This window comes from Pseudomonas sp. CROZ-RG-20F-R04-15, from assembly GCF_022662375.1.
Lineage (GTDB): Bacteria > Pseudomonadota > Gammaproteobacteria > Pseudomonadales > Pseudomonadaceae > Aquipseudomonas.
In genome coordinates this window covers 342,554-367,997 of the sequence record NZ_JAKNQL010000003.1, presented here as the reverse complement: position 1 = coordinate 367,997, position 25,444 = coordinate 342,554, and the positions used below count along the sequence as shown (strand labels likewise).

At 59.8% G+C, this 25,444-nt stretch carries 23 protein-coding genes; 8 read left to right on the top strand and 15 right to left on the bottom strand.

All coding sequences use genetic code 11. The annotated features are described in order from the left end of the window. Positions 1-16: 16 nt before the first annotated feature. Positions 17-1,471 (bottom strand): NAD(P)/FAD-dependent oxidoreductase, encoded by a 1,455-nt coding sequence (locus L8H52_RS07795; RefSeq protein WP_242206551.1) that lies wholly within the window; start codon positions 1,469-1,471, stop codon positions 17-19. 177 nt (positions 1,472-1,648) lie between these two features. Here L8H52_RS07795 and L8H52_RS07790 point away from each other — a divergent pair, with 177 nt between their 5' ends. From L8H52_RS07790 to L8H52_RS07780, 3 genes are all read left to right on the top strand, one after another. Beyond that, the gene (locus L8H52_RS07790; RefSeq protein ID WP_242206550.1) at positions 1,649-2,722 is read left to right on the top strand and encodes a diguanylate cyclase; all 1,074 of its coding nucleotides are present in this window, start codon (positions 1,649-1,651) and stop codon (positions 2,720-2,722) included. A 212-nt stretch (positions 2,723-2,934) separates the two neighbouring features. Beyond that, entirely contained in the window at positions 2,935-4,173 is a 1,239-nt protein-coding gene (locus tag L8H52_RS07785) for a M20/M25/M40 family metallo-hydrolase (protein WP_160039324.1), read from the top strand. 532 nt (positions 4,174-4,705) lie between these two features. Beyond that, the gene (locus tag L8H52_RS07780) at positions 4,706-5,008 is read left to right on the top strand and encodes a hypothetical protein (RefSeq protein WP_034152534.1); all 303 of its coding nucleotides are present in this window, start codon (positions 4,706-4,708) and stop codon (positions 5,006-5,008) included. A gap of 133 nt (positions 5,009-5,141) precedes the next feature. On the opposite strand, the gene L8H52_RS07775 is transcribed toward L8H52_RS07780, so the two are convergent. The 8 genes from L8H52_RS07775 to L8H52_RS07740 form a co-directional block, all read right to left on the bottom strand. Continuing rightward, a complete protein-coding gene (locus L8H52_RS07775; RefSeq protein WP_007919546.1) occupies positions 5,142-6,011 on the bottom strand; it encodes an oxaloacetate decarboxylase in 870 nt (289 codons plus the stop codon). A 167-nt stretch (positions 6,012-6,178) separates the two neighbouring features. After that, positions 6,179-7,213 carry an arginine N-succinyltransferase gene (gene astA, locus L8H52_RS07770; RefSeq protein WP_242206549.1) on the bottom strand — a complete coding sequence of 345 codons (1,035 nt, stop codon included), beginning with the start codon at positions 7,211-7,213 and terminating at the stop codon, positions 6,179-6,181. 61 nt (positions 7,214-7,274) lie between these two features. Then, complete coding sequence (locus tag L8H52_RS07765; protein WP_242206548.1) at positions 7,275-8,291, bottom strand: arginine N-succinyltransferase; 1,017 nt, start codon at positions 8,289-8,291, stop codon at positions 7,275-7,277. 118 nt (positions 8,292-8,409) lie between these two features. Further along, a complete protein-coding gene (locus L8H52_RS07760; RefSeq protein ID WP_242206547.1) occupies positions 8,410-9,759 on the bottom strand; it encodes an APC family permease in 1,350 nt (449 codons plus the stop codon). A gap of 81 nt (positions 9,760-9,840) precedes the next feature. Continuing rightward, positions 9,841-10,593, bottom strand: a complete 753-nt coding sequence (locus tag L8H52_RS07755) for an N-formylglutamate amidohydrolase (protein WP_242206546.1) — start codon at positions 10,591-10,593, stop codon at positions 9,841-9,843. Then, the gene (locus tag L8H52_RS07750) at positions 10,577-11,908 is read right to left on the bottom strand and encodes a glutamine synthetase (protein ID WP_242206545.1); all 1,332 of its coding nucleotides are present in this window, start codon (positions 11,906-11,908) and stop codon (positions 10,577-10,579) included. Before L8H52_RS07750 ends, L8H52_RS07755 begins: the two co-directional genes overlap by 17 nt. Next, positions 11,905-12,549, bottom strand: a complete 645-nt coding sequence (locus tag L8H52_RS07745) for an isochorismatase family cysteine hydrolase (RefSeq protein WP_242206544.1) — start codon at positions 12,547-12,549, stop codon at positions 11,905-11,907. Before L8H52_RS07745 ends, L8H52_RS07750 begins: the two co-directional genes overlap by 4 nt. Positions 12,550-12,551: 2 nt before the next feature. Further along, the gene (locus L8H52_RS07740) at positions 12,552-13,406 is read right to left on the bottom strand and encodes a MurR/RpiR family transcriptional regulator (protein WP_007919561.1); all 855 of its coding nucleotides are present in this window, start codon (positions 13,404-13,406) and stop codon (positions 12,552-12,554) included. A gap of 329 nt (positions 13,407-13,735) precedes the next feature. On the opposite strand from L8H52_RS07740, the gene L8H52_RS07735 reads away from it, so the two are divergent. Beyond that, positions 13,736-14,305 carry a histidine phosphatase family protein gene (locus L8H52_RS07735; protein ID WP_242206542.1) on the top strand — a complete coding sequence of 190 codons (570 nt, stop codon included), beginning with the start codon at positions 13,736-13,738 and terminating at the stop codon, positions 14,303-14,305. Continuing rightward, positions 14,305-15,060 carry a precorrin-6A synthase (deacetylating) gene (gene cobF / locus L8H52_RS07730; protein ID WP_242206539.1) on the top strand — a complete coding sequence of 252 codons (756 nt, stop codon included), beginning with the start codon at positions 14,305-14,307 and terminating at the stop codon, positions 15,058-15,060. Before L8H52_RS07735 ends, cobF begins: the two co-directional genes overlap by 1 nt. Before the next feature lie 218 nt (positions 15,061-15,278). Here cobF and L8H52_RS07725 read toward each other — a convergent pair whose 3' ends face one another. The 3 genes from L8H52_RS07725 to L8H52_RS07715 are packed head-to-tail and all read right to left on the bottom strand — an operon-like array spanning position 15,279 to position 17,860. Continuing rightward, entirely contained in the window at positions 15,279-16,460 is a 1,182-nt protein-coding gene (locus L8H52_RS07725; RefSeq protein WP_242206538.1) for an acetyl-CoA C-acetyltransferase, read from the bottom strand. A gap of 11 nt (positions 16,461-16,471) precedes the next feature. Then, a complete protein-coding gene (locus tag L8H52_RS07720) occupies positions 16,472-17,137 on the bottom strand; it encodes a CoA transferase subunit B (RefSeq protein ID WP_242206536.1) in 666 nt (221 codons plus the stop codon). Positions 17,138-17,161: 24 nt separating this feature from the next. Next, on the bottom strand, positions 17,162-17,860 hold the full coding sequence (locus L8H52_RS07715; RefSeq protein WP_016983257.1) for a CoA transferase subunit A: 699 nt from the start codon (positions 17,858-17,860) through the stop codon (positions 17,162-17,164). A gap of 272 nt (positions 17,861-18,132) precedes the next feature. On the opposite strand from L8H52_RS07715, the gene L8H52_RS07710 reads away from it, so the two are divergent. Then, positions 18,133-19,020 (top strand): LysR family transcriptional regulator, encoded by an 888-nt coding sequence (locus L8H52_RS07710; protein ID WP_242206534.1) that lies wholly within the window; start codon positions 18,133-18,135, stop codon positions 19,018-19,020. 314 nt (positions 19,021-19,334) lie between these two features. Here the strand turns inward: L8H52_RS07710 and L8H52_RS07705 are convergent, their stop codons facing one another. From L8H52_RS07705 to L8H52_RS07695, 3 genes are all read right to left on the bottom strand, one after another. After that, positions 19,335-20,177, bottom strand: a complete 843-nt coding sequence (locus L8H52_RS07705; RefSeq protein WP_242206532.1) for an NAD-dependent protein deacetylase — start codon at positions 20,175-20,177, stop codon at positions 19,335-19,337. A gap of 80 nt (positions 20,178-20,257) precedes the next feature. Beyond that, a complete protein-coding gene (locus L8H52_RS07700) occupies positions 20,258-22,276 on the bottom strand; it encodes a tetratricopeptide repeat protein (RefSeq protein ID WP_242206531.1) in 2,019 nt (672 codons plus the stop codon). A 22-nt stretch (positions 22,277-22,298) separates the two neighbouring features. After that, positions 22,299-23,345 (bottom strand): class I SAM-dependent methyltransferase, encoded by a 1,047-nt coding sequence (locus L8H52_RS07695; RefSeq protein ID WP_242206571.1) that lies wholly within the window; start codon positions 23,343-23,345, stop codon positions 22,299-22,301. Positions 23,346-23,751: 406 nt separating this feature from the next. On the opposite strand from L8H52_RS07695, the gene L8H52_RS07690 reads away from it, so the two are divergent. After that, entirely contained in the window at positions 23,752-24,591 is an 840-nt protein-coding gene (locus L8H52_RS07690; RefSeq protein ID WP_242206529.1) for a DUF692 domain-containing protein, read from the top strand. Beyond that, on the top strand, positions 24,584-25,333 hold the full coding sequence (locus L8H52_RS07685) for a putative DNA-binding domain-containing protein (protein ID WP_242206527.1): 750 nt from the start codon (positions 24,584-24,586) through the stop codon (positions 25,331-25,333). The genes L8H52_RS07690 and L8H52_RS07685 overlap by 8 nt, the downstream gene beginning before the upstream one ends. Positions 25,334-25,444 lie beyond the last annotated feature (111 nt).

Here is a 25,444-nt window from a genome sequence, read left to right as displayed (position 1 = left end):
TCTTCCTTTTACGTGTTCAGGACAGAATGTGGTCGGCCGGTTTCAGCGTCCGGGTCAAGCGGTGATAGCTGAAACTGAAGCCGGGAAACATCGCGATCACATGACCGCTCTTGCTTTGATACCAGCTGTGGCAGCCGCCGGACTTCCAGACCGTGCGCTCCATCTCCCGATGAATCATCTCAGTGTAGGTACGTTCCGCATCACGGCGCACTTCGATGCTGCGCAAGCCTTTGGTCTGCACGGTGCGGATGCAGTCGAGGATGTAGTTCATCTGCGACTCGATGATGAACAGCGCCGAGGTGTGACCGATGCCGGTGTTGGGGCCGGTGACGATAAACAGGTTGGGAAAGTCCGGCAGACTGGTGCCCAGATACGCGCGCGGGTATTGCGCCCAGACATCTCTGAGTTGCACGGCGTTTTTTCCGCTGACCGGGTAGGAAATCACCCCGTCGGTGGCGTCGTAACCGGTCGACCAAACGATCAGATCAACATCGATGTGCTGACCGTCCTGAGTGTTGATGCCGGTTTCGTCGATGGAAGCGATGCCTTGCTCGCGGGTATGCAAGGTCACGTTGGGACGGCTCAGCGCCGGGTAATACGTGCTGGAAACCAGTACCCGTTTACAGCCGATGGTGAAGTCCGGGGTGAGTTTGCCTTGCAACACCGGGTCTGGCACTTGGCGTTTGAGAAAGCGCAGCGCGTGCTGCTGGACCATGTGAATCGCCGCTTTCGAGTATTTGAACGCGATGACCCGGGTTTCGAATTGCCAGTAAATCAGCCAGCGCAACAGCTTGTAGGCGGGTTTGCGGCCGAGCAGCCATTGCTGCAGCGGTCCGAACTGACGATCGGCGCGGGGCAGCACCCAGTGTGGCGTGCGCTGAAACACATGCAGTTGCTCGACGTGCGGCGCAATCGCCGGAATCACCTGCACCGCACTGGCGCCGCTGCCGACGATGGCCACGCGTTTACCGCGGTAGTCGTAGCTGTGATCCCAATTGTTTGTATGAAAAGTCTTGCCTTGAAAGCGATCCTGGCCGGGAAAGTGCGGGATGACCGGTTGGCTCAGCGGCCCGGTGGCATTGATCAGAAACTGCGCATGGAAGGTGCCTTTGCTGCCGGTGTACACGTTCCAGCGTTTTTCCGTGTCGTCCCATTCGACGCGCTCGACATTGGCTTGCAACTCCACGCGTTCGCGCAAACCGAACTGCTCGATGACATGCTCGGTGTAGCGCTGCAGTTCGGCCTGTCCGGCGAACATCTGCGACCAGCGGTACGGCGCGAACGACAGCGAATACAGCGGCGACGGCACGTCGACCGCCGCGCCGGGGTATGTGTTCTGGCACCAGGTGCCGCCAAGGAAGTCCCTTCGTTCCAGCAGGCGAAAATCGTCGATCCCGGCCTTCAGCAGGTTGATTGCGGCACACTGGCCGCCAAAACCGCTGCCGATGATCAACACTTGAAAGGTGTGCATGGGCCTCCTTCTTATAGTTGTTTTTCCATTTTGCTCCTTTCATGTATAGCCAAATATTTGCACTGTGTAAGGTGTTGATGGCGCTCTATTCAGCCCGCTGGCCGGTGATGGCTATTTAACGTCGCCCTGATAGACTCCCATCACATCCGTCCTGCGGTGTGCGTGATCGAGGTCCTCATGGGAAATACGGGAGGAAAGGGACTTTCATTGGCCAGGAGGCTTTATACGTCGCGAACCCTCGGGCTGTTGCTTGGGCTGCTGTGTGTTTCCGTTGCGATGTATGCGCTCGATCCGCCGCTGTGGGTCTGGGCGCTGATGCTCTTCAACGGCCTGGTCTGGCCACACCTGGCATTTCAATGGGCGCGCCGCTCCAGCGTTCCCTATCACGCCGAACACCGAAATCTGTTGATCGACGCGTTTCTTGGCGGCTTCTGGGTCGCTGCCATGCATTTCAATCCGTTGCCCACGGCGACGACCATTTCGATGATGGCGATGAACAACGTCGCTATCGGCGGTTCACGCTTTCTATTGGCAGGTTCTGCGGCGCAGTTGCTCGGGGTCGGCGTCGGGCTGGTGGTCTTTGCCCCGGCATTCGTTCCGCAGACCACGCCTGCGCAAATGTACGCCTGTTTTCCGTTACTGCTGCTGTACCCGTTGGCGCTGGGCTGGATCTGCTTTCGCCAGGCCTACACCCTCGGTCGGCATAAACGCGAACTGCTTGCCCTGAGCCGCACCGACAGCCTCACCGGGTTGCTCAATCACGGTGCCTGGAAGGATCAACTGGAGATCGCCTTTCAACGCTGCAAGCGGCAGAAGCAGGGCGCGGCGATTGCGTTGATCGACATCGATCACTTCAAGGCGATCAACGACACCTACGGCCATGTTGCCGGCGACATTGTGTTGCGGCAGTTGAGCAAGTTGCTCAAGCAGAACCTGCGGGCGACGGACATTGCCGGGCGCTATGGTGGAGATGAGTTCTGCGTGATTCTGCCGGAACTGCCGCTGTTCAACGCCGCGCAGGCCATGGAGGCGTTGCGTGAGCGTTTCGCGATTCTGGGCTATGAGCAGAACCCGGCGTTGAAAGTCAGTTTAAGCATTGGCCTGGCGGCGTACGATCCGGCGCATGCCGACGCGACGCGCTGGCTCAATGATGCCGATCAGGCGTTGTACGAGGCCAAGGCGAGCGGGCGCAACCGGGTGATCTGCAATTGTGATGACAAGCCCCGGCGGACTTTGCTGGATTCGGTCTGATCCGCTACACCACACATCCCTTGTGGGAGCGAGCCTGCTCGCGAAAGCGCTGGGTCAGCCAACATTGATATCGCCTGACACGACGCCTTCGCGAGCAGGCTCGCTCCCACAGTTTGTTCGGTGGTGGTCAGGGAGAGGTCGCATTCGGTGTAGAGCCTAGCGCCGATGTCGGGTACGGTTAAATCCCCCCGACGCGAAACAAGGATCGCTTCATGACGTTCTCATTTTCTCGCTCCCTGCTGGCCGCCAGCCTCGGCCTGTCTCTCGCATTCTCCGCTGCCCACGCCTTCGCCGAACCGCACAAACAAGTGCTCGCCGATGCCGAGCAATACCAGCCAGAAGCCCTGAAATTGCTGGAGCGGCTGGTCAATATCGACTCCGGTTCAGGTTACGAGCCGGGCCTCAAGCAAGTCAGCGACATCGCTATCGATGAGCTGAAAAAACTCGGCGCCACCATCGAACTGGTGCCGAACACGCCGGAAAAATCCAACCATGTTCTGGCCACGTTCAAAGGCACCGGCAAGGCGAAAATCCTGCTGATGGCGCACATGGACACGGTGTTCAAGGAAGGTTCGGCGGCCGAGCGGCCGTTCCACATCAAGGACGGCCGCGCCTACGGGCCGGGGGTGATGGATGACAAGGGCGGCATCGTTGCCGGGATCTACGCGCTGAAAGTCCTGAAAAACCTCGATTTCAAGGACTACGCGCAGATCACCTTCCTGCTCGATGCCAGTGAAGAAACCGGCTCGGACGTCGCCACCGACCTGATCAAGAAAACTGCCAAACAGCATGACGTGACGCTCAATCTGGAGCCGGGACGCCCGGCAGACGGTCTGGTGGTATGGCGTAAGGGCAGCGCGACGGCGCTGGTCGAGGTCAAGGGCAAAGCCGCACACGCCGGTGTCGCGCCGGAACTGGGGCGCAACGCCGCGATGGAGGCCGCGCACCAGATTCTGCAACTGGGCAAACTTGGCGATGAAGCGAAGAAAACCACCATCAACTTCACCGTGCTCAAGGCCGGCGATCGCACTAACGTGATCCCCGATCAAGCCACGGCCAAGGCTGACGTGCGTGCTGCGGTGCCGGAGGAGTTCGACCGGATCGAGAAGGACCTGGCGAGGGTGTCGCAGGACAAATTGATTCCTGAAACTGAAGTGAAGACTTCATTGCAACGCGGCTTGCCACCGATGCCGCAGACGCCCGAGTCGGATCGTCTGATGGCCATGGCTCAGGGGATTTACGGCGAGATTGGCCGCAAGTTGACGGAGGAGGGCAGTGGCGGCGCGGCGGATGCCAGTTTGTCTGCCGGGGTCGGCACGCCGACGCTGGACGGGTTCGGGATTGTTGGCGGCAATATTCACACGCCGGAGGAGTACGCCGAAGTGGCGAGCGTGGCGCCGCGGATTTATCTGTTGTCGCGGATGATTATGGAGTTGGCCAAGCCGCGGTGAAGGTGTGATCGTTCCCACGCTCCGCGTGGGAATGCCTCAACGGACGCTCCGCGTTCGGCTTTGTGTGGGACGCGGAGCGTCCCGGGCTGCGTTCCCACGCGGAGCGTGGGAACGATCACTAAGCCGCGGTGAGGTGGTTTGCGGTGTGATGAAGTCGGCGGGGTGCCAGATAAATCGGCCCCTCACCCTAACCCTCTCCCAGAGGGAGAGGGGACTGACCGTGTAGTTTGTGGTCCATGTGGCAACCGGCAGATGAAGTTGAATGCAAATTCGCATTCAGCGCGGTCTCTCACGTCGGCGTAGCTCCCAAGCATCCCCCAATCAGTTCCCTCTCCCTCTGGGAGAGGGCTAGGGTGAGGGGCTTTTGTGGGAAAAATGGAAGTCGCGAACGGCGTACAGAAAATACCGAAAAGTCCGACAGAAGCGCTCATTGCAGCCGTTGAGCGCTGCTCTTATAGTCTCGGCTCGCAGAAAACTCTGCGACGATCTTGGCCGGTCGAATACAGAACCTGACCTTTCTGGAGTGAACTCTATGACCGACCAAGTAATGCCCCGCTTCCTCCCCATCGACACCTACGACGCCGAATCCCCGGTGCTCTTCCTCAATACCCATTCAGAACTCAGCGACATGGCCGCCTGTGCGATGCACCGGTTTGTGGTTGTGCGCGATCTGGCCGACACCTTTGCCAGTCTCAACCTCAAGGGTATTTCCGATTGTGATCTGACGCGGGTGACCAGCGCGGTGCATCTGTTGATGCGCGAGGGCTGTGCGATTCTGAATGTGATTCAGGCGCGGGCGGTGCAGCGGGAAGAGGCTTACAAGACGCCGGTTTAGCGGTGTAGCGGCGGACGCCTTCGCGAGCAGGCTCGCTCCCACAGTGGATCTTGGGTGAACACAATATTCGTGTTCGACACCGATCAAATGTGGGAGCGAGCCTGCTCGCGAAAGGGCCGGTAAAGCGTGTGCATCACTCCTTGACGCTCATGTATTCCTTGGCCCAGAGAATGTATTCCTCCGGCTGGGTATAGGTGTGCGTCAACTCGGTCGCGCTCAGGTCCGAAGCCTGGGTAAAGATCTGCCGCTGCTCGCGCAGGCTGTCGTACGTCGCTTTGATCGCCGCAAAGTAAGCGCCGTGGCCATCAATGGTCACGCGTACACCGAGTTCGGCCAGTCGTTTGTCATCGCGCAACGCCGGGTTGCCGTAGGTCACCAGCATCAACGGTACGGTCAGGTGTTCGGCGATTTGTTCGAGTTGATCAAAATCCTGAATCCCGACCATGCAGATGCCGTCAGCCCCGGCCGCCTGATACTGGCGAGTGCGGCTGATGATTTCCTGGTTCGGCAGGATGCCGGCGTTGGTACGGGCGATGATCGCCATTTCCGTATCAACCCGGGCTTCCAGCGCTGCGCGGATCTTGCCGACGCCTTCGGCAACGGTGATCAGGTCGGTGGATTTGCGGCCGAATTGCGCCGGCAGCAAAGTGTCTTCGATGGTCAGGGCGGCGACGCCGGCGCGTTCCAGTTCGACGATGGTGCGCATCACGTTGAGGGCGTTGCCGTAGCCGTGGTCGGCGTCGGCGATCACCGGCAATTGGGCGACGCGGCCGATGCGGGTGGCCTGTTCGGCGAACTCACTGAGGGTGATCAGGGCAAAGTCCGGGGCGCCGAGCACTTGCAGCGAGGCCACGGAACCACCGAGGATCCCCACTTCAAAACCCAGGTCAGCGGCAATGCGCGCGGACATCGGATCGAACACCGAAGCCGTGTGATAGCAGGTGTCGGAAGCCAGCAGTTGACGGAAGTTACGGCGCAAATCTTGATGGGAAAGCCTGGTCATACGAGTTCCACCAATACAAAGGAATGGAAAGGCTTGAACAAAGGTGTCAACGCCGAAGAATGAAAAGGCTATCACGCGAATGGGTCAAGGATCATGACGAATTTGCAAGGGACAGGTTGTCGCGGACTCTTTTGCTGAAAGGATTTACCTTTTTGCGGTGGTGACCGTCAGGCCGCCACCGCCTGTTGCTGTTGATTGGGCAGCATCGCCGCGCGCACCGAATTGCCCGGTTGCAGCTGCAAGCGCTTGGCCGTGAGGCGGTCGATCACCAGGCTGCTGCCGACCCGGCGGGCGCGGGCGACGGTGATGCGGCAGTTTTCCAGACGGCGGTTGTGAATCAGCCACAACGGCGCCTGTTCATCCGGGCTGCCGAGGCTCAAGGTCAGCTCAAGACTTTCGCGCACGGTGCGGATATTGCGCACTGGCGCCTCGATCACCGGACCGCCGTCGAAAATGTCGATGTAGCCTTTGTGGGTAAACCCTTCGGCCTGGAGGATTTTCAGCGCCGGCTCGGTATTCGGGTGGGCCTGGCCGATCGCCGCCTGGGCCTGTTCGGTGAGCATGCAGGTGTACAGCGGCTGGCGCGGCATCAGTTCGGCGATGAACGATTTGTTGCCAAGGCCGGACAAGTGATCGGCATGGCTGAAGTCCATTTGAAAGAAATGCCGGCCCAGACTGTCCCAGAACGGCGAACAACCGTGTTCATCGGCACTGCCGCGCAGTTCGGCAATCATCTTCTCGCCGAACAGGTGCGGGAATTCGGCAACGAACAGCAAACGTCCCAGCGACAACAGACGGCCGTTGCTGCCGTGGCGCTGTTCGTGACCGAGAAACAACGAGCACAGCTCCGACTGGCCGGTCAGTTCATTGTTGAGGAACAGCGTCGGGATCTGCCGTTGAATGCCCAGATCCGGCGCCGAACTCACCGTCAGCCCGACTCGATAGTTGTACCAGGGCTCGCGCAGGCCGACCGCCCCGGCCAGTGCGCTGACGCCAACTACACGCATATCGTCGTCTTCGAGCACAAACAGATAGTCCGCGTCGGCGCGTTCCACCTGTTCGGCAAACGCCCGCTGCGCCCAACGGACCCGGTGGGACAGGCGATCTTCGTTGGCCGGCAGGGTGGTGAACCCCGGGCCGGCCTGTTGTACCAGCGCCAGCAAGGCAGGCAGGTCGCTGACTTTGACCGGACGGACAATCATGCTGTAACTCCTTCTGCGCGCCTGTTCGGGCACTGTCGTTGACTGCGCAACCGGGCGGGTTTCACAGGGCAATCAGCCGGATCGGGCTGCCATCGGTCACGTTCAGCGCCGCACACATCGCAGGGGTGAGGGACAACGGTTGATCGGGTTGGTAATTGAGCTCGGCAATGATGGCGCGGAAGCCGTGCAGCGCGTCATTGCTCAGCAAGAAACGGCCACGGGCATCGATCTGGGGTCGTTGCTGCACCGTTGCAGTCTGACTGAGGGCAATCGAACGGATATTGGCGGTACGCGCATACAGGGTCGGGCCGGCGTCGAACAGGTCGATGTAGCTGTTGGTTTCGAAGCCTTCACGCTCAAGGATATCGAACGCTTCCTGACCGTCCGGGTGAATACGACCGATACAGTCCTGCGCCACTTGCGGCAGCATCGGCACGTAAATCGGGTATTGCGGCATCAGTTCGGCCAGAAACGAGCGGCTTTGCAGCCCGCAAAGACGTTCAGCCTCCGCGTAGGGCAGGTCGAAGAAGTGTTTGCCCAGTGCATCCCAGAACGGCGAATGGCCTTCCTCATCGCTGTAACCGACGATCTCGGTAATCACCGCCTCGGCAAAGCGCGGTGCATGAGCGGCGATGAACAGCAGGCGCGCCCGTGACAACAACTCGGAAAACGGCGTGCGTACCAGATTGGCGTCGATGTGAAAGCCGCGCAGCAGCGTGTGATCGTTGAGGTCGTGGCACAGCGACAGCGCTGGCACGCCGTGTTCGATGTTCAACTCGCGGGAAGCGCTGGTGAAATGGCGGTTGCGCAGGCTGTAGAACGGCTCGTCGAAGCCTGCCGTAGCCAGAATCTCCGAGCAGCCGCGCAGGCGCTGACCGTCCAGATCTTCCAGCACGAAAAAGTAGTTTTCCGGGCCGTGGGATGCCGCTTCGTTGGCGAATGAAGCACACGACGCGGCGATTTTCGCGCGCAGGCGCTCGCTGTCGTCCGGCAGGGAAGTCACGCCCACCAGACTGTCGCGGGCCAATTGTTGGAGCTGGGGCAGGTCAGTCTGCTCGACTGGGCGTAAGACCAGCATGGATGTACTCCTGTATCAAAAGGTTTGGCGATGTCGCCGAACCTGACTATCACTGTCGGTGTCCACGCGATAAATCGGCGGTCGCCTGATTTGTTGTCAGACGCCGCTCTTTTTCTTGTCAGCCGTTGCTCGGATCAGGCAGCGCGGTGCCGGCGCCGAGTTTGTTGAGGAAGAACAGGTACACCAGACCCAGAGCAATCCAGATCAGGCCGAGTTTTTGCGCATCGACGCCCATGTTGTACATGATGGCCGCGACGATGATGAAACCGACCACCGGGCAGATCAGGTGACGCATGACCTGACCGGACTTCTGCCGACGCCAGTAGTAGTTGATCACTGTCAGGTGCAGCAGCATGAATCCGCTGAGCGCGCCGAAGTTGACCAGCGAGGTCAGGGTGTCGACCGAGTTGATGAACAGGTAGCAGATCACCAGCGACAGCACCGCCACCAGGTAAATACTCAGGTACGGCGTGTTGTGTTTCGGGTGCACCTTGGCCAGCACTTTCGGCAACTTGCCGTCGCGGGCCATGCCGAACAGCAGGCGCGAAACCGCGGCTTGCGAGGTGATGGCCACGGCCACGCCCCAGGCCAGTGCCGTCGCGACAGCAGTCAGGGTCGCTAGCCAACTGCCGGCGGCGATTTCGGCGATTTCATAGAACGCGGTGTCGGCCGATTTGAAACCCATGCCGGCCGCCAGATCGGTGGCGATCCAGGTTTGTGCAACGAAAATCACGCCCATGACTACCAGGGTGATCAGTGCGGCTTTGCCGACGCTCTTGCCCGGATCGCCCTTGATTTCTTCGGCGAGGGTGGAGATCGCATCGAAGCCGAGGAACGACAGCACCGCAATCGATACCGCTTGCATCAGCAGGGCGAAGTTGAAGGTTTCCGGGTGATACAGCGGCGCCAGAGTCAGCTCGCCGTTACCGCCACCGTTGTGCAGGGCATTCCAGGCGTAGAACAGGAAAATGCCCAGCACCACCAGTTGCGCCAGCAGGAAGATGATGTTCATCCGAGCGGTGAAGGTGATGCCGCGCAGGTTGACGAAGGTCGCGCTGACCAGAAACGCCAGAATGAAGCCGACTTTCGGGATGTCCGGGTACAAATGGTTGAGCGCCATTGCCGCATAAACGTAGAGCAGCGGCGGGATCAGCAGGTAATCGAGCAGCATCAGCCAGCCGGCGATAAAGCCGACGTGCTGATTGAGGCCGCGCTGCGCATAGGAATAGACCGAACCGGCAATCGGAAAAGCCTTGGCCATGCTGCCGTAACTCAGCGCGGTGAACAGCATCGCCACCATGCCGATGATGTACGCCAGCGGCACCATCCCCGGCGCCTCGGCATTGACGTAGCCGTACACCCCGAACGGGGCGATGGGGATCATGAAGATCATCCCGTACACCACCAGGTCGGTCAGCGTCAGGCTCCGTTTCAACTCTTGCTTGTAGCCGAATTCTTCAATTTCCATGAAGCGCAACTCCTTGTCAGCCAGTCGGTCGTTTTAGTTGTTATCGGTCCATCGTTTACAGCGTCAGCAGTCTTTCATTCATTACAGCAATGGCGCGAGGTATCCGGCCCAGCGCGATACGGCTTCGGGACTGCGCAGCAAGTCGTTGCGCACCTCGATCAGCACCGAGTCGAGGCCCCGGGCATCGCCGTGTACGGGCACGGTCATGTCGCCCAGTGGATCAATCTTGTACGGCTGATTGCCGGCCACTTTCAGTGGGTGTTCGCCGAGACCGTCGAGCAGGCGTTGCGCGTAGGCCTTGGCCTGACCGAACAGCACGCCGACTTCCAGCGGTCGCGGCTGGCCGTAATACACCGGGGTGAAACTGTGAATCCCTACCACACGCACCGCTTGGCCTTGTGCGACACGTTCGTCGATCAAGGTCTGCAAGCGTGCGTGGAACGGTTTGAACAGCGTTTGGCGGCGGTATTCGCGGGTGGCTTCGTCCAGCTCGCGGTTGCCCGGCACTTGATAAATCTCGCTCTGCGCCGGAATGCTGTCCGGGGCGTGGCGTGGCCGATTCAAATCGATCAGCAGGCGCGAATAGTTGGCGCTCAACAGGGTTGCGCCGAGCCTCTGCGATAACTGCTCGGCCAGTTGCAGGGCGCCAATGTCCCAGGCGATGTGTTCGCGCGCGGCGGCATCGTCCAGGCCCAGGTTGTTCAGGGCGTCGGGGATGTAGCGGCTGGCGTGTTCGCACACCAGAATCAACGGGTGCGTCGACTCTTCGCGGCTCAGGTTGTAGGCCGGTCGGGTGTACAACCCCAGCTCGGCGGATTCAGTACAGGCGTGCATAGTGCTCACACAAGTCAGCGGGCGAGAGCTGTTCCGTCAGCGCCAGTTCCTCGGTTTTCAGGGCGTAATAAGTGTCGAGCAGCGGCTTGGGCAGCCATTCGGTGAAGGTGCCACTGTTGCGCAGGCAATCCAGTGCCTGGGCCAGCGAGGCGGGCAGGGCGACGATGCCCCGGGCCTTGCGTTGCTCGTCGTTGAGTGAATCGGGAATTTCATCGGTGATCGCGTTCAGCGCCAGGCGTTGTTCGATACCCAGTCGCCCGGCGATCAGCAGCGCCGCCATGGCCAGATGCGGCGAGGCAGTGGCGTCCATGGCGCGGAATTCGAGGTTGAACTGGTTGGCCACGGATTTGCCGCCGAGGGTCACGGTCGGGCAGATGCGCAGCGCCGCCTCGCGGTTCTGTTGGCCGAGACAGGCGTAGGACGCGCTCCAGTGATGCGGCTGCAAGCGCTCGTACGACACCGGCGTCGGTGCGGTGAAGGCACAGAGTGCCGGCAAGTAATGCAGGATCCCCGCCGCCCAATGCTGGCCGAGGCTCGACAGACCATTGCTGGTGCCTGCGTCGTAGAGCATCGGCACACCGGCCAGATCGAGCAGGCTGACGTGCAGGTGCACGCCGTTGCACACCGCGTCGGCAGCGGTTTTCGGCGCAAAGCTCAAGTCCAGGCCCATTTGCCGGGCGATCTCGCGGGTGATCTCGCGCACATTGACGGCGCGATCCGCCGCCGCCACGCCGAGCGTCGGGCGGCAGGTGATTTCGTATTGGTGCTTGCCGTATTCCGGCAGAAACATTTCCGGCTCGACACCGCCGGCGCGCAAGGCGCTGAGCAGCCAGCCGCCGAATTCGGCGCCCTGACGCTGAGCCTCGAGGGAGAACGCCAGATGTTCGGCGAAACCGGCGTGCAGATTAAACTCGTGTTCGAACGCGGCGTTGACCTGCAAGCCCAGTTCATCGCGATAACGCTCGATTTCATCGCGCAGCAACGTGCGCGGGCAGGCGCCCCACGGACGGCCATCGGTTTCGCGAATATCGCCGTGGATAAAATCCAGCGCCGGCGCGTTGGCGTCCGGGCCGTTGCCGACGGTGACGCGGCTGCTCAGATCGGGAATCAACCGCAGGTCGCCATAAGCGCCCCATGGATTGGTCGAGGCGATGATGTCCTGCGGCGTCAACGCGCTGTTGGCCGGCACCCAGCCGCAACCCGCCGCTTGATAATGCTCAAGCTCATCGGTGGGGAACGAGCGGCCCCGGGTAATGCCGATCAGGTCGGTGGTGACCAGGGTGGTCATCGGCAGCGGCGTCAGGCGCGTGCTCATGGTCGCATCTCCTGCAGGCGGCTGATCACGGTGTCGGTGTCGGTGATCCAGCAGTAACCCTTGATCGCATTCAGGCAGGCGTCATGGCGTTCGGCGCTGTAGGTGGCGCAAGCGTCCTCGACCAGCGTGACCAGATAGCCGCGGTCAGCAGCGTCGCGCACGGCCATGTCGACGCATTGGTCGGTGACAATACCGGCGATGATCAAATGGCGGGTTTCGAGGTTGCGCAGCACGTAGTCGATGTTGGTCGAGTTGAAGACGCCCGATGATGTCTTCGGCAGGACGATTTCGTTTTCCACCGGGGTCAGGTCTTCAATGATCCTGGCCTGCACGCTGCCTTTGGGCAGGTGCATGTCCGAGAGTTTGTGGTCGAGCGAGCGGTCGCGACCATCGGCGGTGAGGCTTTCGATAATGGTGTGCAGCACGTTCTGCCGCGCCTCGCGAAACGCACTGAGCAAGCGACGTTGATTGGGCACCACCTGCATGTGCGCGCGGGTCAGGAAGTACTCGGCGTCAGGGCCGTTGAGGTGCGCGTCGAACTGCGGTTCGAGCCAGGCACGCTGCATATCCACCAGCAACAGCGCGGTGTGATCGGTGACAAACGGCAAGTCCCGCGGCGAGCGGTGGGGAAGGCTGAACATCCTTATTTATCCTCCAGCAGGTGGGTGTTGAAGTCGTTGCGCAGGGCATCGATGCCTTCCAGGCGATCGGCGAGGTTTTCGGTGCGCAGGGTCAGGCAGGCGATCAGTGCTTCGACCTGAGCCAGCGCCGGCACCATGGTGTCGAACGGCGAGGCCGATTCCACCGGGGCGCTGATGATCAGATCGGCCAGTTCGCGCAGCGGCGAAGCGTAGATATCGGTGAACAGCACCACGCGCGCGTTGTTGTTCTTCGCGGCACTGGCGACGCGCAGGGCCTGAGTCTGGTAGCGGCGGTAGTCAAACAGCAGCACCACGTCCTGGCGTTGCAGATCGAACAGACGATCGGGCAGTTGCGCGTTATCTTCCAGGGCAAAGCAGCCGGGCCGCAGCAGGCGCAGGTGATTGAGCAGGTAGGTGGCCATCAGACTGCTGAAGCGCCCGCCGAAGCAGTACACCTGATGCCGCGCATCCAGCAGCCAGTCGGTGAGAATGCGCACGTCTTCCGGTTGGGTCAGCGATTGGGTTTCGACCAGCAGGCGATGGCTGTCGCCCAGATAGTGGCTCCAGGCGTCGTCCTTGTGCTGATGGGCGCGGGGTTGCAACAGCGTGCGCGGCGAGCGCAGCCGGTGGTCCATGTCGCTGAGCAGGGCTTCCTGGAATTCGGCATAACCGCCGAAGCCGAGTTTTTTCACCAGTCGCACAATGGTCGGATCGCTGACGCCGGCATGTTCGGCCAGTCGCGCCATCGGCCCCAGACCGTTGCGTGGGTACTGATCAAGCAAGGCGCGAACGACTTTGCGCTCCGACGGCGTAAGATCCAGGCCGGGGTCGGTGATCAGGTCTCTGAGAGGGGGCATCCGGGCTCCTGCTGGATGAGGGTGTTGAATTCGCTTCATAATCCATTAAAACAGTATTTATGTAACTGACGTTACATGTCTAGTGAATTTTTCAGTGTGTTGAAAAGGCTTCAGAATGGAGCGAGACGCCCGTGTAACAAGGGCTACACAGAGTTCGACCAGTCTTGTAGTCCATTGCCCGCGAGCGTGTCAGAGATTGCCGTATTTCAGCCTTGGTTCGCTGTTGCCGGGATTTTCCAACAGCCCCGCAGCCCTTGGTTTACGGCACAATTGCCGATAGAACGGCGTTGCGCCGTTGATTTTCATGAAGGCCTACCGGAGCAATCCCTGTGCAGACCACTCGTTTGACATTGATTTGCCATGCGCGAACCGTCGCACAAAAATTGGCGTGTTTTCCTACGAATGAACCTGTTGAAAATAGCGTGTTGGCGCCAGGGTCTTTGGCTGACCGTTTCGATGCCTCGCGGCGCTTGAATTGCGCGCCGGAACTGCGCACGCAACAGACGGCGCAGTGGTTTGGTGCAGATGCGCAAATTGAAGAGGCGCTGCGCGATTGCGACTGGGGCCGCTGGCACGGGAAGTCGATAAAATCCCTGCAAGCCTCGGAAGACGCTGCGCTGCATGCCTGGCTGGTAGACGCCGACGCCACACCCCATGGCGGTGAGTCGGTGACGCAGTTGTGTGAGCGCGTGGCGCAGTGGCTGGCCAGTCTGCAAGGCACTTCGGGACATGTGGTGGCGGTGACGCATCCATTCGTCATCCGCGCCGCGCTGATCCACGTGATGCGCGGCATTGCGTTTCATGACATTGATGTCGAACCGTTATCGATGGTCGAACTGCGCTTCACCGGGCGCTGGCGGCTACGCTTGTCAGGCCTCGACGTTAAAGGAGCACTTTGATGAAACAACTGCTGGTGATCGGTATCGGTGCCGGTAATCCCGACTACATCACGATGCAGGCGGTGAAGGCGCTGAATCAGGTCGACGTGTTCTTCCTGATGGATAAAGGCCAGAGCAAGGACAAGCTGATCGACTTGCGTCGCGAGATCTGTGAACGCTACATCGACGACCCTGACTATCGCCTCGTCGAAGCCCACAGCCCGGAGCGTGTGCGGGGCGATGTCGACTACACGGCCAGTGTCGATGATCTGAACCGCGCCAAGCAGCAGACCTTCGAACGCCTGATCAATGACGAATTGTCTGACGGCCAGTGCGGCGGTTTTCTGGTGTGGGGCGACCCTGCGTTGTACGACAGCACCGTGCGTATCCTCCAGACGATTCTGGCCTCGGGCAGGTGTGCCTTCGAGTTTGCGGTGATCCCCGGGATCACCAGTGTTCAGGCGCTGGCGGCGCAGCACAAGGTGCCGTTGAACACGATCGGTCACTCGATCGAAATCACCACCGGGCGGCGTTTGGCGGCCGGACAGGTGAGTGATACGGACAGTCTGGTGGTGATGCTCGATGCCGAGGATTCCTATCATCAGGTCGCCGATCAGCAGACCGAGATCTACTGGGGGGCGTATCTGGGCACGCCGGACGAGATTCTGATCAGCGGCAGGCTGGCGGATGTCGCGGAGGAGATCGAGCGGGTGCGCAAGGCTGCGCGGGCGGAGCATGGGTGGATCATGGATACGTACCTGCTGCGCAAGCCATAGATTTTCGCTGACCGGGCGGGCCCCTTCGCGAGCAGGCTCGCTCCCACAGTGGAACGCATTTCAAAATGTGGGAGCGAGCCTGCTCGCGAAGGAGCCGCAACATTCAAAGCACATTTCGAACAGGCAAAAAAACACCCGGTGCAACGCAAGTCGCACCGGGTTTTTGTTGCCAGCAAGCGGCGGATGTCGTGGATCCGCCGATCACTGTTGAACTCTGGTTATGCGCGTTCCAGCGCCAGTGCCACACCCTGACCGCCGCCGATGCACAGGGTCGCCAGACCTTTTTTCGCATCACGCTTGATCATTTCATGCAGCAGGGTCACCAACACGCGGCAACCCGATGCACCGATCGGGTGACCGAGGGCGATGGCGCCGCCGTTAACGTTGACCTTGTCCAGATCCCATTGCAGATCCTTGGCCACCGCCAGCGATTGTGCGGCGAACGCTTCGTTGGCTTCGATCAGGTCAAGTTGGTTGATGTTCCAGCCGGCCTTGTCCAGGCAGCGACGGGTCGCCGATACCGGGCCGATGCCCATGATTGCCGGGTCAACGCCGGCGTTGGCGTAGGCGGCGATTTTCGCCAGAACCGGCAGGCCGAGGGCTTTGGCTTTCTCGGCGCTCATCAGGATGACCGCAGCGGCGCCGTCATTCAGCGACGAAGCGTTGCCAGCAGTGACGCTGCCGTCCTTTTTGAACGCCGGGCGCAGTTTCGCCAGGGATTCGGCGGTGGTGTCGCCACGTGGTTGCTCATCGACCTTGAACGCCACTGGATCGCCTTTGCGCTGCGGGATCAGGATCGGGGTGATCTCATCGACAAAGCGACCGGCCTCAATCGCGGCGGCGGCTTTCTGCTGCGAGGCCGCGGCGAAGGCGTCCTGTTGCTCACGGCTGATTTCGTATTTGTCGACGAGGTTCTCGGCGGTGATGCCCATGTGGTAGTCGTTGAACGCATCCCACAGACCGTCGCTGATCATCGTGTCGACGATTTGCGCGTGGCCCATGCGCAGACCGGTGCGTGCGCCCGGCATCACGTAGTTGGACAGGCTCATGTTTTCCTGACCGCCGGCGATGATCACCTCAGCGTCGCCGCAACGGATCGCCTGTGCGCCGAGGTGCAGGGCCTTGAGGCCCGAGCCGCAGACCTTGTTCAGGGTCAACGCCGGCACCGCGTGCGGCAGGCCAGCCTTGATCGCTGACTGACGCGCCGGGTTCTGGCCGGCACCGGCGGTCAACACCTGACCCATGATCACTTCATCGACCTGCGCACCGTCCAGACCGGTTTGTTCGAGCAATTGGCGGATCACCGCCGCGCCCAGATCAACGGCGGACACGCTGGCCAGCGAACCCTGGAAACTGCCGATCGCGGTACGCGTGGCGGCAACAATTACGACGTCTTGCATTTTCGAATTCCTCACTCGGCAGCGAACTGCATTTCCGGTACGTGATCCGGGACGATCAGTTTACCAGCGGTTTTGGCGACGATTTCCTCGACGCTGACGCCAGGTGCGCGTTCCTTGAGGACAAAAGCGCCATTTTCGATCTCGAGGTAGGCGAGGTCGGTCAGCACGCGCTTGATGCAGCCGGCACCGGTCAGCGGCAGACTGCATTTGGCGAGCAGCTTGGACTCACCGTCCTTCGATGCGTGGGTCATGATCACGATGATGTTGTCGGCGCCGGCCACCAGATCCATCGCGCCGCCCATGCCCTTGACCAGTTTGCCGGGGATCATCCACGAAGCGATGTTGCCTTCGACGTCGACTTCGAAGGCGCCGAGTACGGTCAGGTCGACATGACCACCGCGGATCATTGCAAAGGATTCGGCAGAGTTGAAAATCGACGCGCCAGTGCGTGCGGTAACAGTCTGCTTGCCGGCGTTGATCATGTCGGCGTCGATGGTGTCTTCCGTCGGAAAAGGGCCCATGCCAAGCAGGCCGTTTTCCGATTGCAGCATGACTTCCATGCCTTCGGGAATGTAGTTGGCGACCAGGGTCGGAATGCCGATGCCGAGGTTCACATAAAAGCCGTCCTGCATTTCGCGGGCGACGCGCTGAGCCATTTGTTCGCGGGTAAGTGCCATGTTTTTATTCTCCGTCAGCCTGAATTATTTGCGGATGGTGCGCTGTTCGATGCGTTTTTCGAACGTGCCGCAAATGACCCGATCGACGTAGATGCCCGGGGTGTGGATCTGCGAGGGGTCGAGTTCGCCGGGTTCGACGATTTCTTCGACTTCAACCACGGTGATCTTGCCGGCGGTGGCGGCCAGCGGGTTGAAGTTCTGCGCGGTGTGACGGTAGATGACGTTACCGAAGTGGTCGGCTTTCCAGCCTTTGACGATAGCGAAGTCGCCAGTGATGGACTCTTCCATCAGGTACTTGCGGCCCTTGAACTCACGCACTTCCTTGCCTTCGGCGACCGGGGTGCCGACGCCGGTGGCGGTGAAGAAGGCCGGAATACCGGCGCCGCCCGCGCGCATTTTCTCGGCGAGGGTGCCTTGCGGGGTCAGGATGACTTCGATGTCGCCTTTGAGCAGTTGCTCTTCGAACAGCTTGTTTTCGCCGACGTAGGAGGCGATGACTTTACTGATCTGGCGATCGGTGAGCAGCACGCCGAGGCCAAAACCGTCGACGCCGCAGTTGTTGGAGACGACGGTGAGGTCGCGGGTGCCTTTGCGCTTGATCTCGGCGATCAGGTTTTCCGGAATGCCGCACAGACCGAAGCCGCCGGCGATGACGGTCATACCGTCCTCAAGCCCGGCCAGGGCTTCCTCATAGGAACTCACACGCTTGTCGAAACCTGCCATATGCACCTCTTTTATTATTTGCGGGCGGCTGGCTAGCCGAATGGTTGGAGTGTCGCGCTGGAGGATATATTTGTTAAGTTGATTTTTGAGGTCGATTGATTGATAAAGCTCAATAGTCGCGTTATGGCTTGCCGCTTAACGCTTTGATCGTTCCCACGCTCCGCGTGGAAATGCCTCTAGGGACGCTCTGCGTCCAGTGACGCGGAGCGTCACGGGCTGCATTCCCACGCAGGAGCGTGGGAACGATCATGTACCACGCCTGAGGCTTCAGTATGACCATCAAACAGATCCGCGCCTTCCTCGCCGTGGCCCAGAGCCTGAGTTTCGCCGTCGCCTGCGAGCGGCTGCACCTGTCGCAATCAGCTTTGAGCCTGACCATCAAAGCGCTGGAAGAAGGATTGGGCGGACGCCTGTTCAGCCGCAACACGCGCAATGTGGCGCTGACCGCAGAGGGCGAATCGCTGCTGCCACTGGCCCGGCGCCTGATTGCCGACTGGGACAACGCCGAAGACGAAATGCGTCAGCGCTTCAGCTTGCAGCGCGGGCGGGTAACGCTGGCGGCGATGCCGTCGTTTGCCGGCAATCTGCTGCCGCCGATCCTCAAAACGTTTCGCGCGCGCTATCCGAACGTCAACGTCACGGTCAACGATGTGATCAACGAGCAGGTGCTGGAAATGGTCCGTGACCGTCAGGTGGAACTGGGTGTGGCGTTCGAGCCGATGCAAAACACTGCCATGACGTTCACGCCGCTGTACATGGATCGCTTTGTTGCGGTGGTATCGAAGGATTCGCCGTTGGCGCAGCGCGGCGAGATCGATTGGCAGACGTTGCTGCAGGAGCCGTTCATTACCTTGCAGCGGCCATCGACGGTGCGGGTAATGCTCGAAGAGCACTTGCAGGCGCGGGGCATGAAGTTGCCGGTGGAGTTTGAAAGTCATCAATTGGCGACGGTCGGGCGCATGGTCGCCAGCGGTCTGGGGGTCAGTGCCGTACCAGCGTTGTGTGCCGGGCAGATGCAGGAGTTGGGCGCCCATTGCCTGACGTTGGATGACTCGGTGGAGCGGGCCATTGGCGTGCTGACAGAGCCGGGCAATGAACTGTCGGCGGCGGCGCAGGCATTGTTCGATATTCTCCAGGCGGAAGATCTGGGGCGACTGTGAGATCTACCCCCTCACCCCAGCCCTCTCCCCCTGGGGCGAGGGGGAGAGGGAGCCAGTCGGGGATTTCTCAAATCCTGAGTTCGACTCGAAATTTTCAGGTTGATGTATCGCGTGAGAACAACTCGGTCAGTTCCCTCTTCCTTGGTAGAGGGCGAGGGGGGAAGGGAGCTGATCGTGGGTTATTGAGATTGTGAGCTCGACTCAGTATTTTCAGGCCGCCGTATTCAGACCTGACAACTCGGTCAGTTCCCTCTCCCTTGGGAGAGGGCTAGGGTGAGGGGCTGGGCCTTAAGTCGAACCTGGATTGCAGCAACTCACCGAATCAGTTGCCGTACCAATAAAGGCAACAGCTGTTCACACGACGCTTCAATCTTCAAATCCAGCAAATCATCCGCCCGTGTCTTGCCCAGATTGATCGCAATCAACGGTTTGCCGCGATCGGCAATTACCCGGCACAAACGAAACGCCGAATACGCCATCAACGAAGACCCCACCACCAACATCCCTGCCGCATTTTCCGCCGCCGCCATCGCCCGTGCCGCCGTGGCTTGCGCGACGTTCTCGCCGAAAAACACCACGTCCGGTTTCATCCGCTCACCAAAGCAATGCGGGCAGTGCGGCACTTGAAAACGCGCCTCGAACGCCGGGTCGAGCAGGGTGTCGCCATCCGGCGCCTGCACCGCATCAACGCCAGCCAGATACGGATTTTGCAACTCCATCACTTGCTGAATCGAATCACGCTCACTGCGCTGGCCGCAGTCCAGGCACAGAACCCGATGCAAGCTGCCGTGCAACTCGATCACATCGTGACTGCCAGCCTGATCGTGCAGGGTGTCGACGTTCTGAGTGATCAAATCGCGGATCAACCCATTGCGCTGCAAATCGGCCAACGCTTCGTGAGCGGCATTCGGCTGCGCCTGACGCACCCTCGGCCAGCCGAGCATGGCGCGTGCCCAATAGCGGCGGCGTGATTCAAGGGCGGCAAGAAATTCCTGGTACATCATCGGTTGCCGGCCGCGGCGTACACCGTCGCTGTCGCGGTAATCCGGAATGCCCGATGGCGTGCTGATGCCGGCCCCGGTCAATACGATGAATTCGCCTTCAGCCATGGTCTGGAGCAGGTAGTCGAGATGCTGATGAATGGGACTGGCAAACATGCTGAACGCTCCGCAGATTCATGAAGTCGAGGCCGGTTGACCGAAACAATCCCCGGCGAGCAGCGCCACGCCGAACACCTTCAGGAAAACTCGACACCTCGCAGGTTGAAATGGTTGGCTACTCTGCTTTCGCGATTGACAAGAATCAGCCGGAAATTGCCATCATAGTTTTCCTGAAAGCTTTCGAGGCCACCCATGATTCTGGGTGTCGTACCGGTAATCGTGAGTGCGTTGATCTGGAGCGTTATCAGGCAACGGTCTGGCAACACCCTGATCTTCCCATGATTCAACTTATTGTCTTCGTTGTCCGTGTCTGAAGCGATCAACAATAATGCCTTGAGGAAGTCTTCGCGGGTGTCGTACACCTTGGTGATATGCGGGACCAATTCACCCGTTCGCAGGGGCAGGGTCCCTATGCTCACTGAGTCGTTATTGGGCCAGGAGACCATCACGCTGAGATCGTTGTAACAGAATTTCAACTGTTTATCCGTGCTTCGTTCAATTGTGATCAGGCTGCTGCTGCTTCCTCCAGGAACGGTGATTTCAAGAGATTGGCCGACGTTCAGTTCCAGCAGTTTTTTCTCGTGATGGTTGATCAGCAAGCCCACACCGGATACATCGCCCAGTGCAAGGCAACAATAGGCCAGGCCCGCCAGGCTGATGGCGTTGTCGCCGTCACTGCTCAAAGCCCTTTCAAACAGCCCAGCAGCGTCTGAATGGTCACCGAGGAATCTCAGAATTTCACCTTTCTGCGACAACGCATCCGCTGCACCTGGGTCCAGAAGCAGGGCCTGATTGATGTGATCCAAGGCATTATTACAATCGCCACTCAAAAACAGGCTTACTCCACAATTCAGATGTGCAGAGCTGTTGTCGTTATTCAGTGCCAGTGAGCGTTTGTAGAAGTCAGTGGCCTTGGGCAAGTCCTCTTTTTGCCAGAACACGCCGAGGTTGTAGAGCAGCGCAGGATCAGAGGGGTTGATGGCGTAGGCGGCTTCGAAATGATTGAGACCTTCTTTTTTGTCATCCGTGGCGCAAGCGAGTGTGGCCAGAATGAAGTGGGCGCCAAAGCTGCGTCGGTTGCAATCCAGTGCCCGGCCGGCAACTTCTCTGGCGGCGGGCATGTCGTCCAACATGTCGTGCAACATGGCGCATGCAAGAAATATCTCATCGGTTTCAATGAACTCCGACAAGGACGTGTAGATTTTCAGCGCTTCGCGCAAATCGCCTTTTTTCTGCAAAATTTCTGCATGAAGGATTTTTTCCGCAATCTTGTCCAGCAGTTGCGGCGCAGCCCCTCCCACGGAATTTAGGACTTTCTGAGCCATTGGCACTTCAAACGAAGAAAAATGGCTCTCGATAATATGGACGTCAGCGGTGAACCCGGAAATAACCGCAAGCAACTGCTTTTTGTCGAAGTAATTTCTTTCGCTGCGAGCGTTGGCGAACAGGCTAAGCAGTTTACTGATGCATTCGTCAGTATTCACGAGTTGCCGTCTGCTGTTGGCTATGCGGTGGATATTGTGCGCGATGTTTTCATACAGGCCGGCGCGAGGCACATGTTGCAATGACCAAGAGGAAGGGATGTCGGGTAAGTGGAGTTTTTTAACGACGACCGCAAAATCAGCGTCTATTTGACGTTTTCTTTCTGGCGCCTCGCCGCTGGCTTGAGCGTTTCTATATTGCGTTAAATACGCTAGGAACGTTTCCACCTCTTTTTTGATGCCGGACCCTATTAACAGCTGGTTCTCGGCAACGTGGGCTTTTATCAGCGCCGAGGACAATTCACTGTCTTTTACTTGAACATTGATGCGCTGGTGGTGGAACAAGAGGCAGAAGTCGTCCTCCGTTTCGATGCCGATGCTTTCAAATTCGTTGTCTTGCAAACTCTGCACAGCCTTGAGCAGTGCGCAGTGGTCTTGATATCTGTAGCCGTCCGAAGAAAAGGCACCGGCGGTGTTTTTTCTGGAGAAGTAATCCATGCCGACAGCCGTTCCTGTTCGAAAAGACAATATGTTCGGCGATGGGATCTGAGCGTGTCCAGTATTCCCATGACGAATCTGCACCGAATCGGGCGGTGATCGGTGCAGTTCGTTCATGGTTCCGACGCATCCGAAACACTTACTTGCGCGCCTCCAGAATCAGATTGAACGGCGTTTGCGTGGCCCGACGGAACTGCTTGAACCCAGCCTCGAAAAATACTTTACGCAAGCGCATTTCCCCGGCTTGCGCACCCAGGCCGAGGCCGACTTCCTGCGACAGCGAGTTCGGTGTGCAGATAAACGTCGAGGCTGCGTAGAACAGCCGCCCGACCGGGTTGATGTTGTCGTCCAGCGTGTCGTTGGCGAACGGTTCGACCAGCAACACCGTGCCGTCGTCCTTCAGTGAATCATAGGCGTGACGGGCGGCACCGACCGGGTCGCCCATGTCGTGCAGGCAGTCGAAATAGCAGATCAGGTCGTAGTCATTGCCCGGGTAGCTTTTCGCCGAGCCCTGAAAAAACTTCGCCCGGCTGCTGACGCCTCCTTCCTCGGCGCGCTGGGTGGCGACGGTGATCGAGGGCGCGTGATAGTCGTAGCCGACGAAGCGCGAGTTGGGAAACGCCTGGGCCATGATCACCGTCGAGGCGCCGTGACCGCAGCCGATGTCGGCGACTTTGGCGCCTTCCTCCAGTTTTGCTACCACACCGTCCAGCGCCGGTAGCCATTCGGCGATCAAGTGGCCCTTGTAGCCGGGCCGGAAGAAGCGCTCGGTGCCGCTGAACATGCACGGATGGTGATCGCCCCACGGCAGGGCGCCATTGCCGCGCATGGCTTTGACCAGTTTGTCCTTGTCATGGAAAAACGACGCCACCACGCCGAGCCCGCCGGCAACGTAGACCGGCGAGTCTTCGACGGCCAGGGCCAGCGCCTGTTCTTCCGGCAAACGGAATTGGCCGTCATGGTGCTCCATGTAACCCGATGCCGCGTGAGCGCTGAGCCATTCGCGCACCAGACGCGGGTTGCAGGTGGTTTTAGCGGCAAGGGCATCAGCACTGATCGGCTGACTGTCGGCCATCGCCCGATACAAACCGAGCTCTTCGCCGACGATGACATTGGCCAGCATCGCCGCGCCGCCCATGTCGTTGACCAGTTTGCCCATGAATTGGTTGAGCTTCGCCTCGTCCATCATGTGTGCTCCTGAAACAGGATCACGGTCCGGCGGCGTTGAAGGTCGAGGCGTGCGCCACCGGGCGGTGGTCACGGAGTTGGGCAGGGCACGGCTGACGTCCTGCGTCCCCCTCGACTGGGTAATAAAGGAGTCTAGCCCCGGTCTGGGGGGGACGCTGGATTTGTGAACACTGAAATACCTGTGGGAGCGAGCCTGCTCGCGAAGGGGCCGGCACAGTCAACGTCGTTGTCGACTGTTCAGCAGTCTTCGCAAGCAGGCTCGCTCCCACAGGTTTTTCAACGTGTATCACTGTGTATCGCGGTTGATGAGAGATACATCGAGCTGCAAATGTTTAGTCAGTTGTACACACCAGCGATACAGCCAGCGCTTCAACTGGAGAAAACCCACTGCTGAGGTACTCCCTATGCAAACGCCTGTCTCATTACTGCAACCGAGCGTCGGCCTCGGCCTGCGCCGTGGCCTGCTCAAAGACCTGCAAGCGGCTCCAACCGGTGATTTCGATTTCCTCGAAGTCGCCCCGGAAAACTGGATCGGCGTTGGTGGTGCCCACGGTGCGGCGTTGCGTGAACTGGCTGAACGCTACCCGTTGTCCTGCCACGGCTTGTCGCTGTCGCTCGGTGGCTCGGCGCCGCTGGATGTCGGGTTCCTGCAGGAAATCCGGGTGTTTCTCGATCACTACAATGTGCCGCTGTACAGCGAACACCTGAGTTACTGCAGCGATGACGGGCATCTCTATGACTTGCTGCCGTTGCCGTTCACCGAAGAAGCGGTGCACCACGTCGCCGCGCGAGTCCGTCAGGCTCAGGACATTCTCGGCCGGCGTCTGGCCGTGGAAAACGTTTCCTACTACGCCGCACCGCGTCAGGACATGGACGAGGTGAGCTTCACCAACGCCGTTTTGCGCGAGGCCGATTGCGACCTGCTGCTGGACGTCAACAATGTCTACGTCAATGCGATCAACCACGGATTTGATCCGCAAGCGTTTCTCGCCGCTATCGAGCCGGGCAGGGTGGTCGGTATGCATGTGGCTGGGCATTTCGATGAGTCCGATACGTTGAAAATCGATACTCACGGCGCCTCGGTGAAACCGGTGGTGTGGGCGCTGCTGGCCGAAGCCTATGCGCGGTTTGGCGCGCAGCCGACCTTGCTTGAACGGGATTTCAACTTTCCGGCGTTTTCCGAGCTGGTCGTCGAGTTGCAGACCATTCGCCACTTGCAAGCGGAGGGTGGCTTTCGTGGATAACCTGATGCAGCAACAACAGGCGCTGACTCGATATTTGCGTGATCCCGAACATCAGACGCCCCCGGCCAACATGAATGCGGCGCGGGTCAACGTCTATCGCGATCTGGTGTTCAACAACGTATCGCAACTGTTAAGCGGCACGTTTCCGGTGCTGATCCGCATTATCGGGGAGCAACGCTGGGGTCTGCTGGTGCGCGGCTTTTTGCGCGACTGGCGGGCGCAGACCCCGAAATTTGGAGAGATTGCCGAAACGTTTCTCGACTATCTCGCCACGCAACCGCAGGTGCTGCGAGAGGGGCAGTGGCCGGCGTTCCTGCTGGAGCTGGCGCATTACGAATGGGTCGAGATGGTCCTGCAGCAATCGGATGCCCAAGCGCTGCCGGCAACGGATCCGGCACAGTTGCTGGAGCGTCCGCTGCAGATCTCGGCACTGGCCTGGCCACTGGCGTATGTCTGGCCGGTGCATGAACTCGATCCGGATCATCAGCCAGCCACGCCACCGGCGCAACCGACGCTGTTGCTGGTGCGGCGTACGGCGGACTGGAGCGTGAAGTTTTCCGAGCTGAGTCCGCTGGCCTGGCGCTTGTTGCAGCGCATCACCGAGTTTGCACCGTTGACGGGGCGCGAGCAGTTGCAAGCCCTGGCGCAGGAGGCCGGGCAGCCTGCCAGCAATTTGTTCAAGGACAACGGCCTGATGTTGTTGCAGCAGATGCATGAGGACCAGGTGATCGGCATAGCTTGAATGGATACAAGCCATTGTAGGAGTGAGCCTGCTTGCGATTGCGTCCTTCCAGTCAACCCGCATTGAATGGAAGGACGCAATCGCGAGCAGGCTCACTCCTACAGGGTTTAT

Coding starts and splice junctions, on each gene's coding strand:
- L8H52_RS07710 (WP_242206534.1), top strand. CDS start 18,133: ATGACCATCAAACAGATCCGCGCCTTCCTCGCCGTGGCCCAGAGCCTG.
- L8H52_RS07695 (WP_242206571.1), bottom strand. CDS start 23,345: ATGGACGAGGCGAAGCTCAACCAATTCATGGGCAAACTGGTCAACGAC.
- L8H52_RS07725 (WP_242206538.1), bottom strand. CDS start 16,460: ATGCAAGACGTCGTAATTGTTGCCGCCACGCGTACCGCGATCGGCAGT.
- L8H52_RS07775 (WP_007919546.1), bottom strand. CDS start 6,011: ATGACCAGGCTTTCCCATCAAGATTTGCGCCGTAACTTCCGTCAACTG.
- L8H52_RS07795 (WP_242206551.1), bottom strand. CDS start 1,471: ATGCACACCTTTCAAGTGTTGATCATCGGCAGCGGTTTTGGCGGCCAG.
- L8H52_RS07760 (WP_242206547.1), bottom strand. CDS start 9,759: ATGGAAATTGAAGAATTCGGCTACAAGCAAGAGTTGAAACGGAGCCTG.
- L8H52_RS07780 (WP_034152534.1), top strand. CDS start 4,706: ATGACCGACCAAGTAATGCCCCGCTTCCTCCCCATCGACACCTACGAC.
- cobF (WP_242206539.1), top strand. CDS start 14,305: ATGAAACAACTGCTGGTGATCGGTATCGGTGCCGGTAATCCCGACTAC.
- L8H52_RS07785 (WP_160039324.1), top strand. CDS start 2,935: ATGACGTTCTCATTTTCTCGCTCCCTGCTGGCCGCCAGCCTCGGCCTG.
- L8H52_RS07755 (WP_242206546.1), bottom strand. CDS start 10,593: ATGCACGCCTGTACTGAATCCGCCGAGCTGGGGTTGTACACCCGACCG.
- L8H52_RS07715 (WP_016983257.1), bottom strand. CDS start 17,860: ATGGCAGGTTTCGACAAGCGTGTGAGTTCCTATGAGGAAGCCCTGGCC.
- L8H52_RS07690 (WP_242206529.1), top strand. CDS start 23,752: ATGCAAACGCCTGTCTCATTACTGCAACCGAGCGTCGGCCTCGGCCTG.
- astA (WP_242206549.1), bottom strand. CDS start 7,213: ATGATTGTCCGTCCGGTCAAAGTCAGCGACCTGCCTGCCTTGCTGGCG.
- L8H52_RS07740 (WP_007919561.1), bottom strand. CDS start 13,406: ATGCCCCCTCTCAGAGACCTGATCACCGACCCCGGCCTGGATCTTACG.
- L8H52_RS07765 (WP_242206548.1), bottom strand. CDS start 8,291: ATGCTGGTCTTACGCCCAGTCGAGCAGACTGACCTGCCCCAGCTCCAA.
- L8H52_RS07790 (WP_242206550.1), top strand. CDS start 1,649: ATGGGAAATACGGGAGGAAAGGGACTTTCATTGGCCAGGAGGCTTTAT.
- L8H52_RS07745 (WP_242206544.1), bottom strand. CDS start 12,549: ATGTTCAGCCTTCCCCACCGCTCGCCGCGGGACTTGCCGTTTGTCACC.
- L8H52_RS07705 (WP_242206532.1), bottom strand. CDS start 20,177: ATGTTTGCCAGTCCCATTCATCAGCATCTCGACTACCTGCTCCAGACC.
- L8H52_RS07700 (WP_242206531.1), bottom strand. CDS start 22,276: ATGAACGAACTGCACCGATCACCGCCCGATTCGGTGCAGATTCGTCAT.
- L8H52_RS07750 (WP_242206545.1), bottom strand. CDS start 11,908: ATGAGCACGCGCCTGACGCCGCTGCCGATGACCACCCTGGTCACCACC.
- L8H52_RS07720 (WP_242206536.1), bottom strand. CDS start 17,137: ATGGCACTTACCCGCGAACAAATGGCTCAGCGCGTCGCCCGCGAAATG.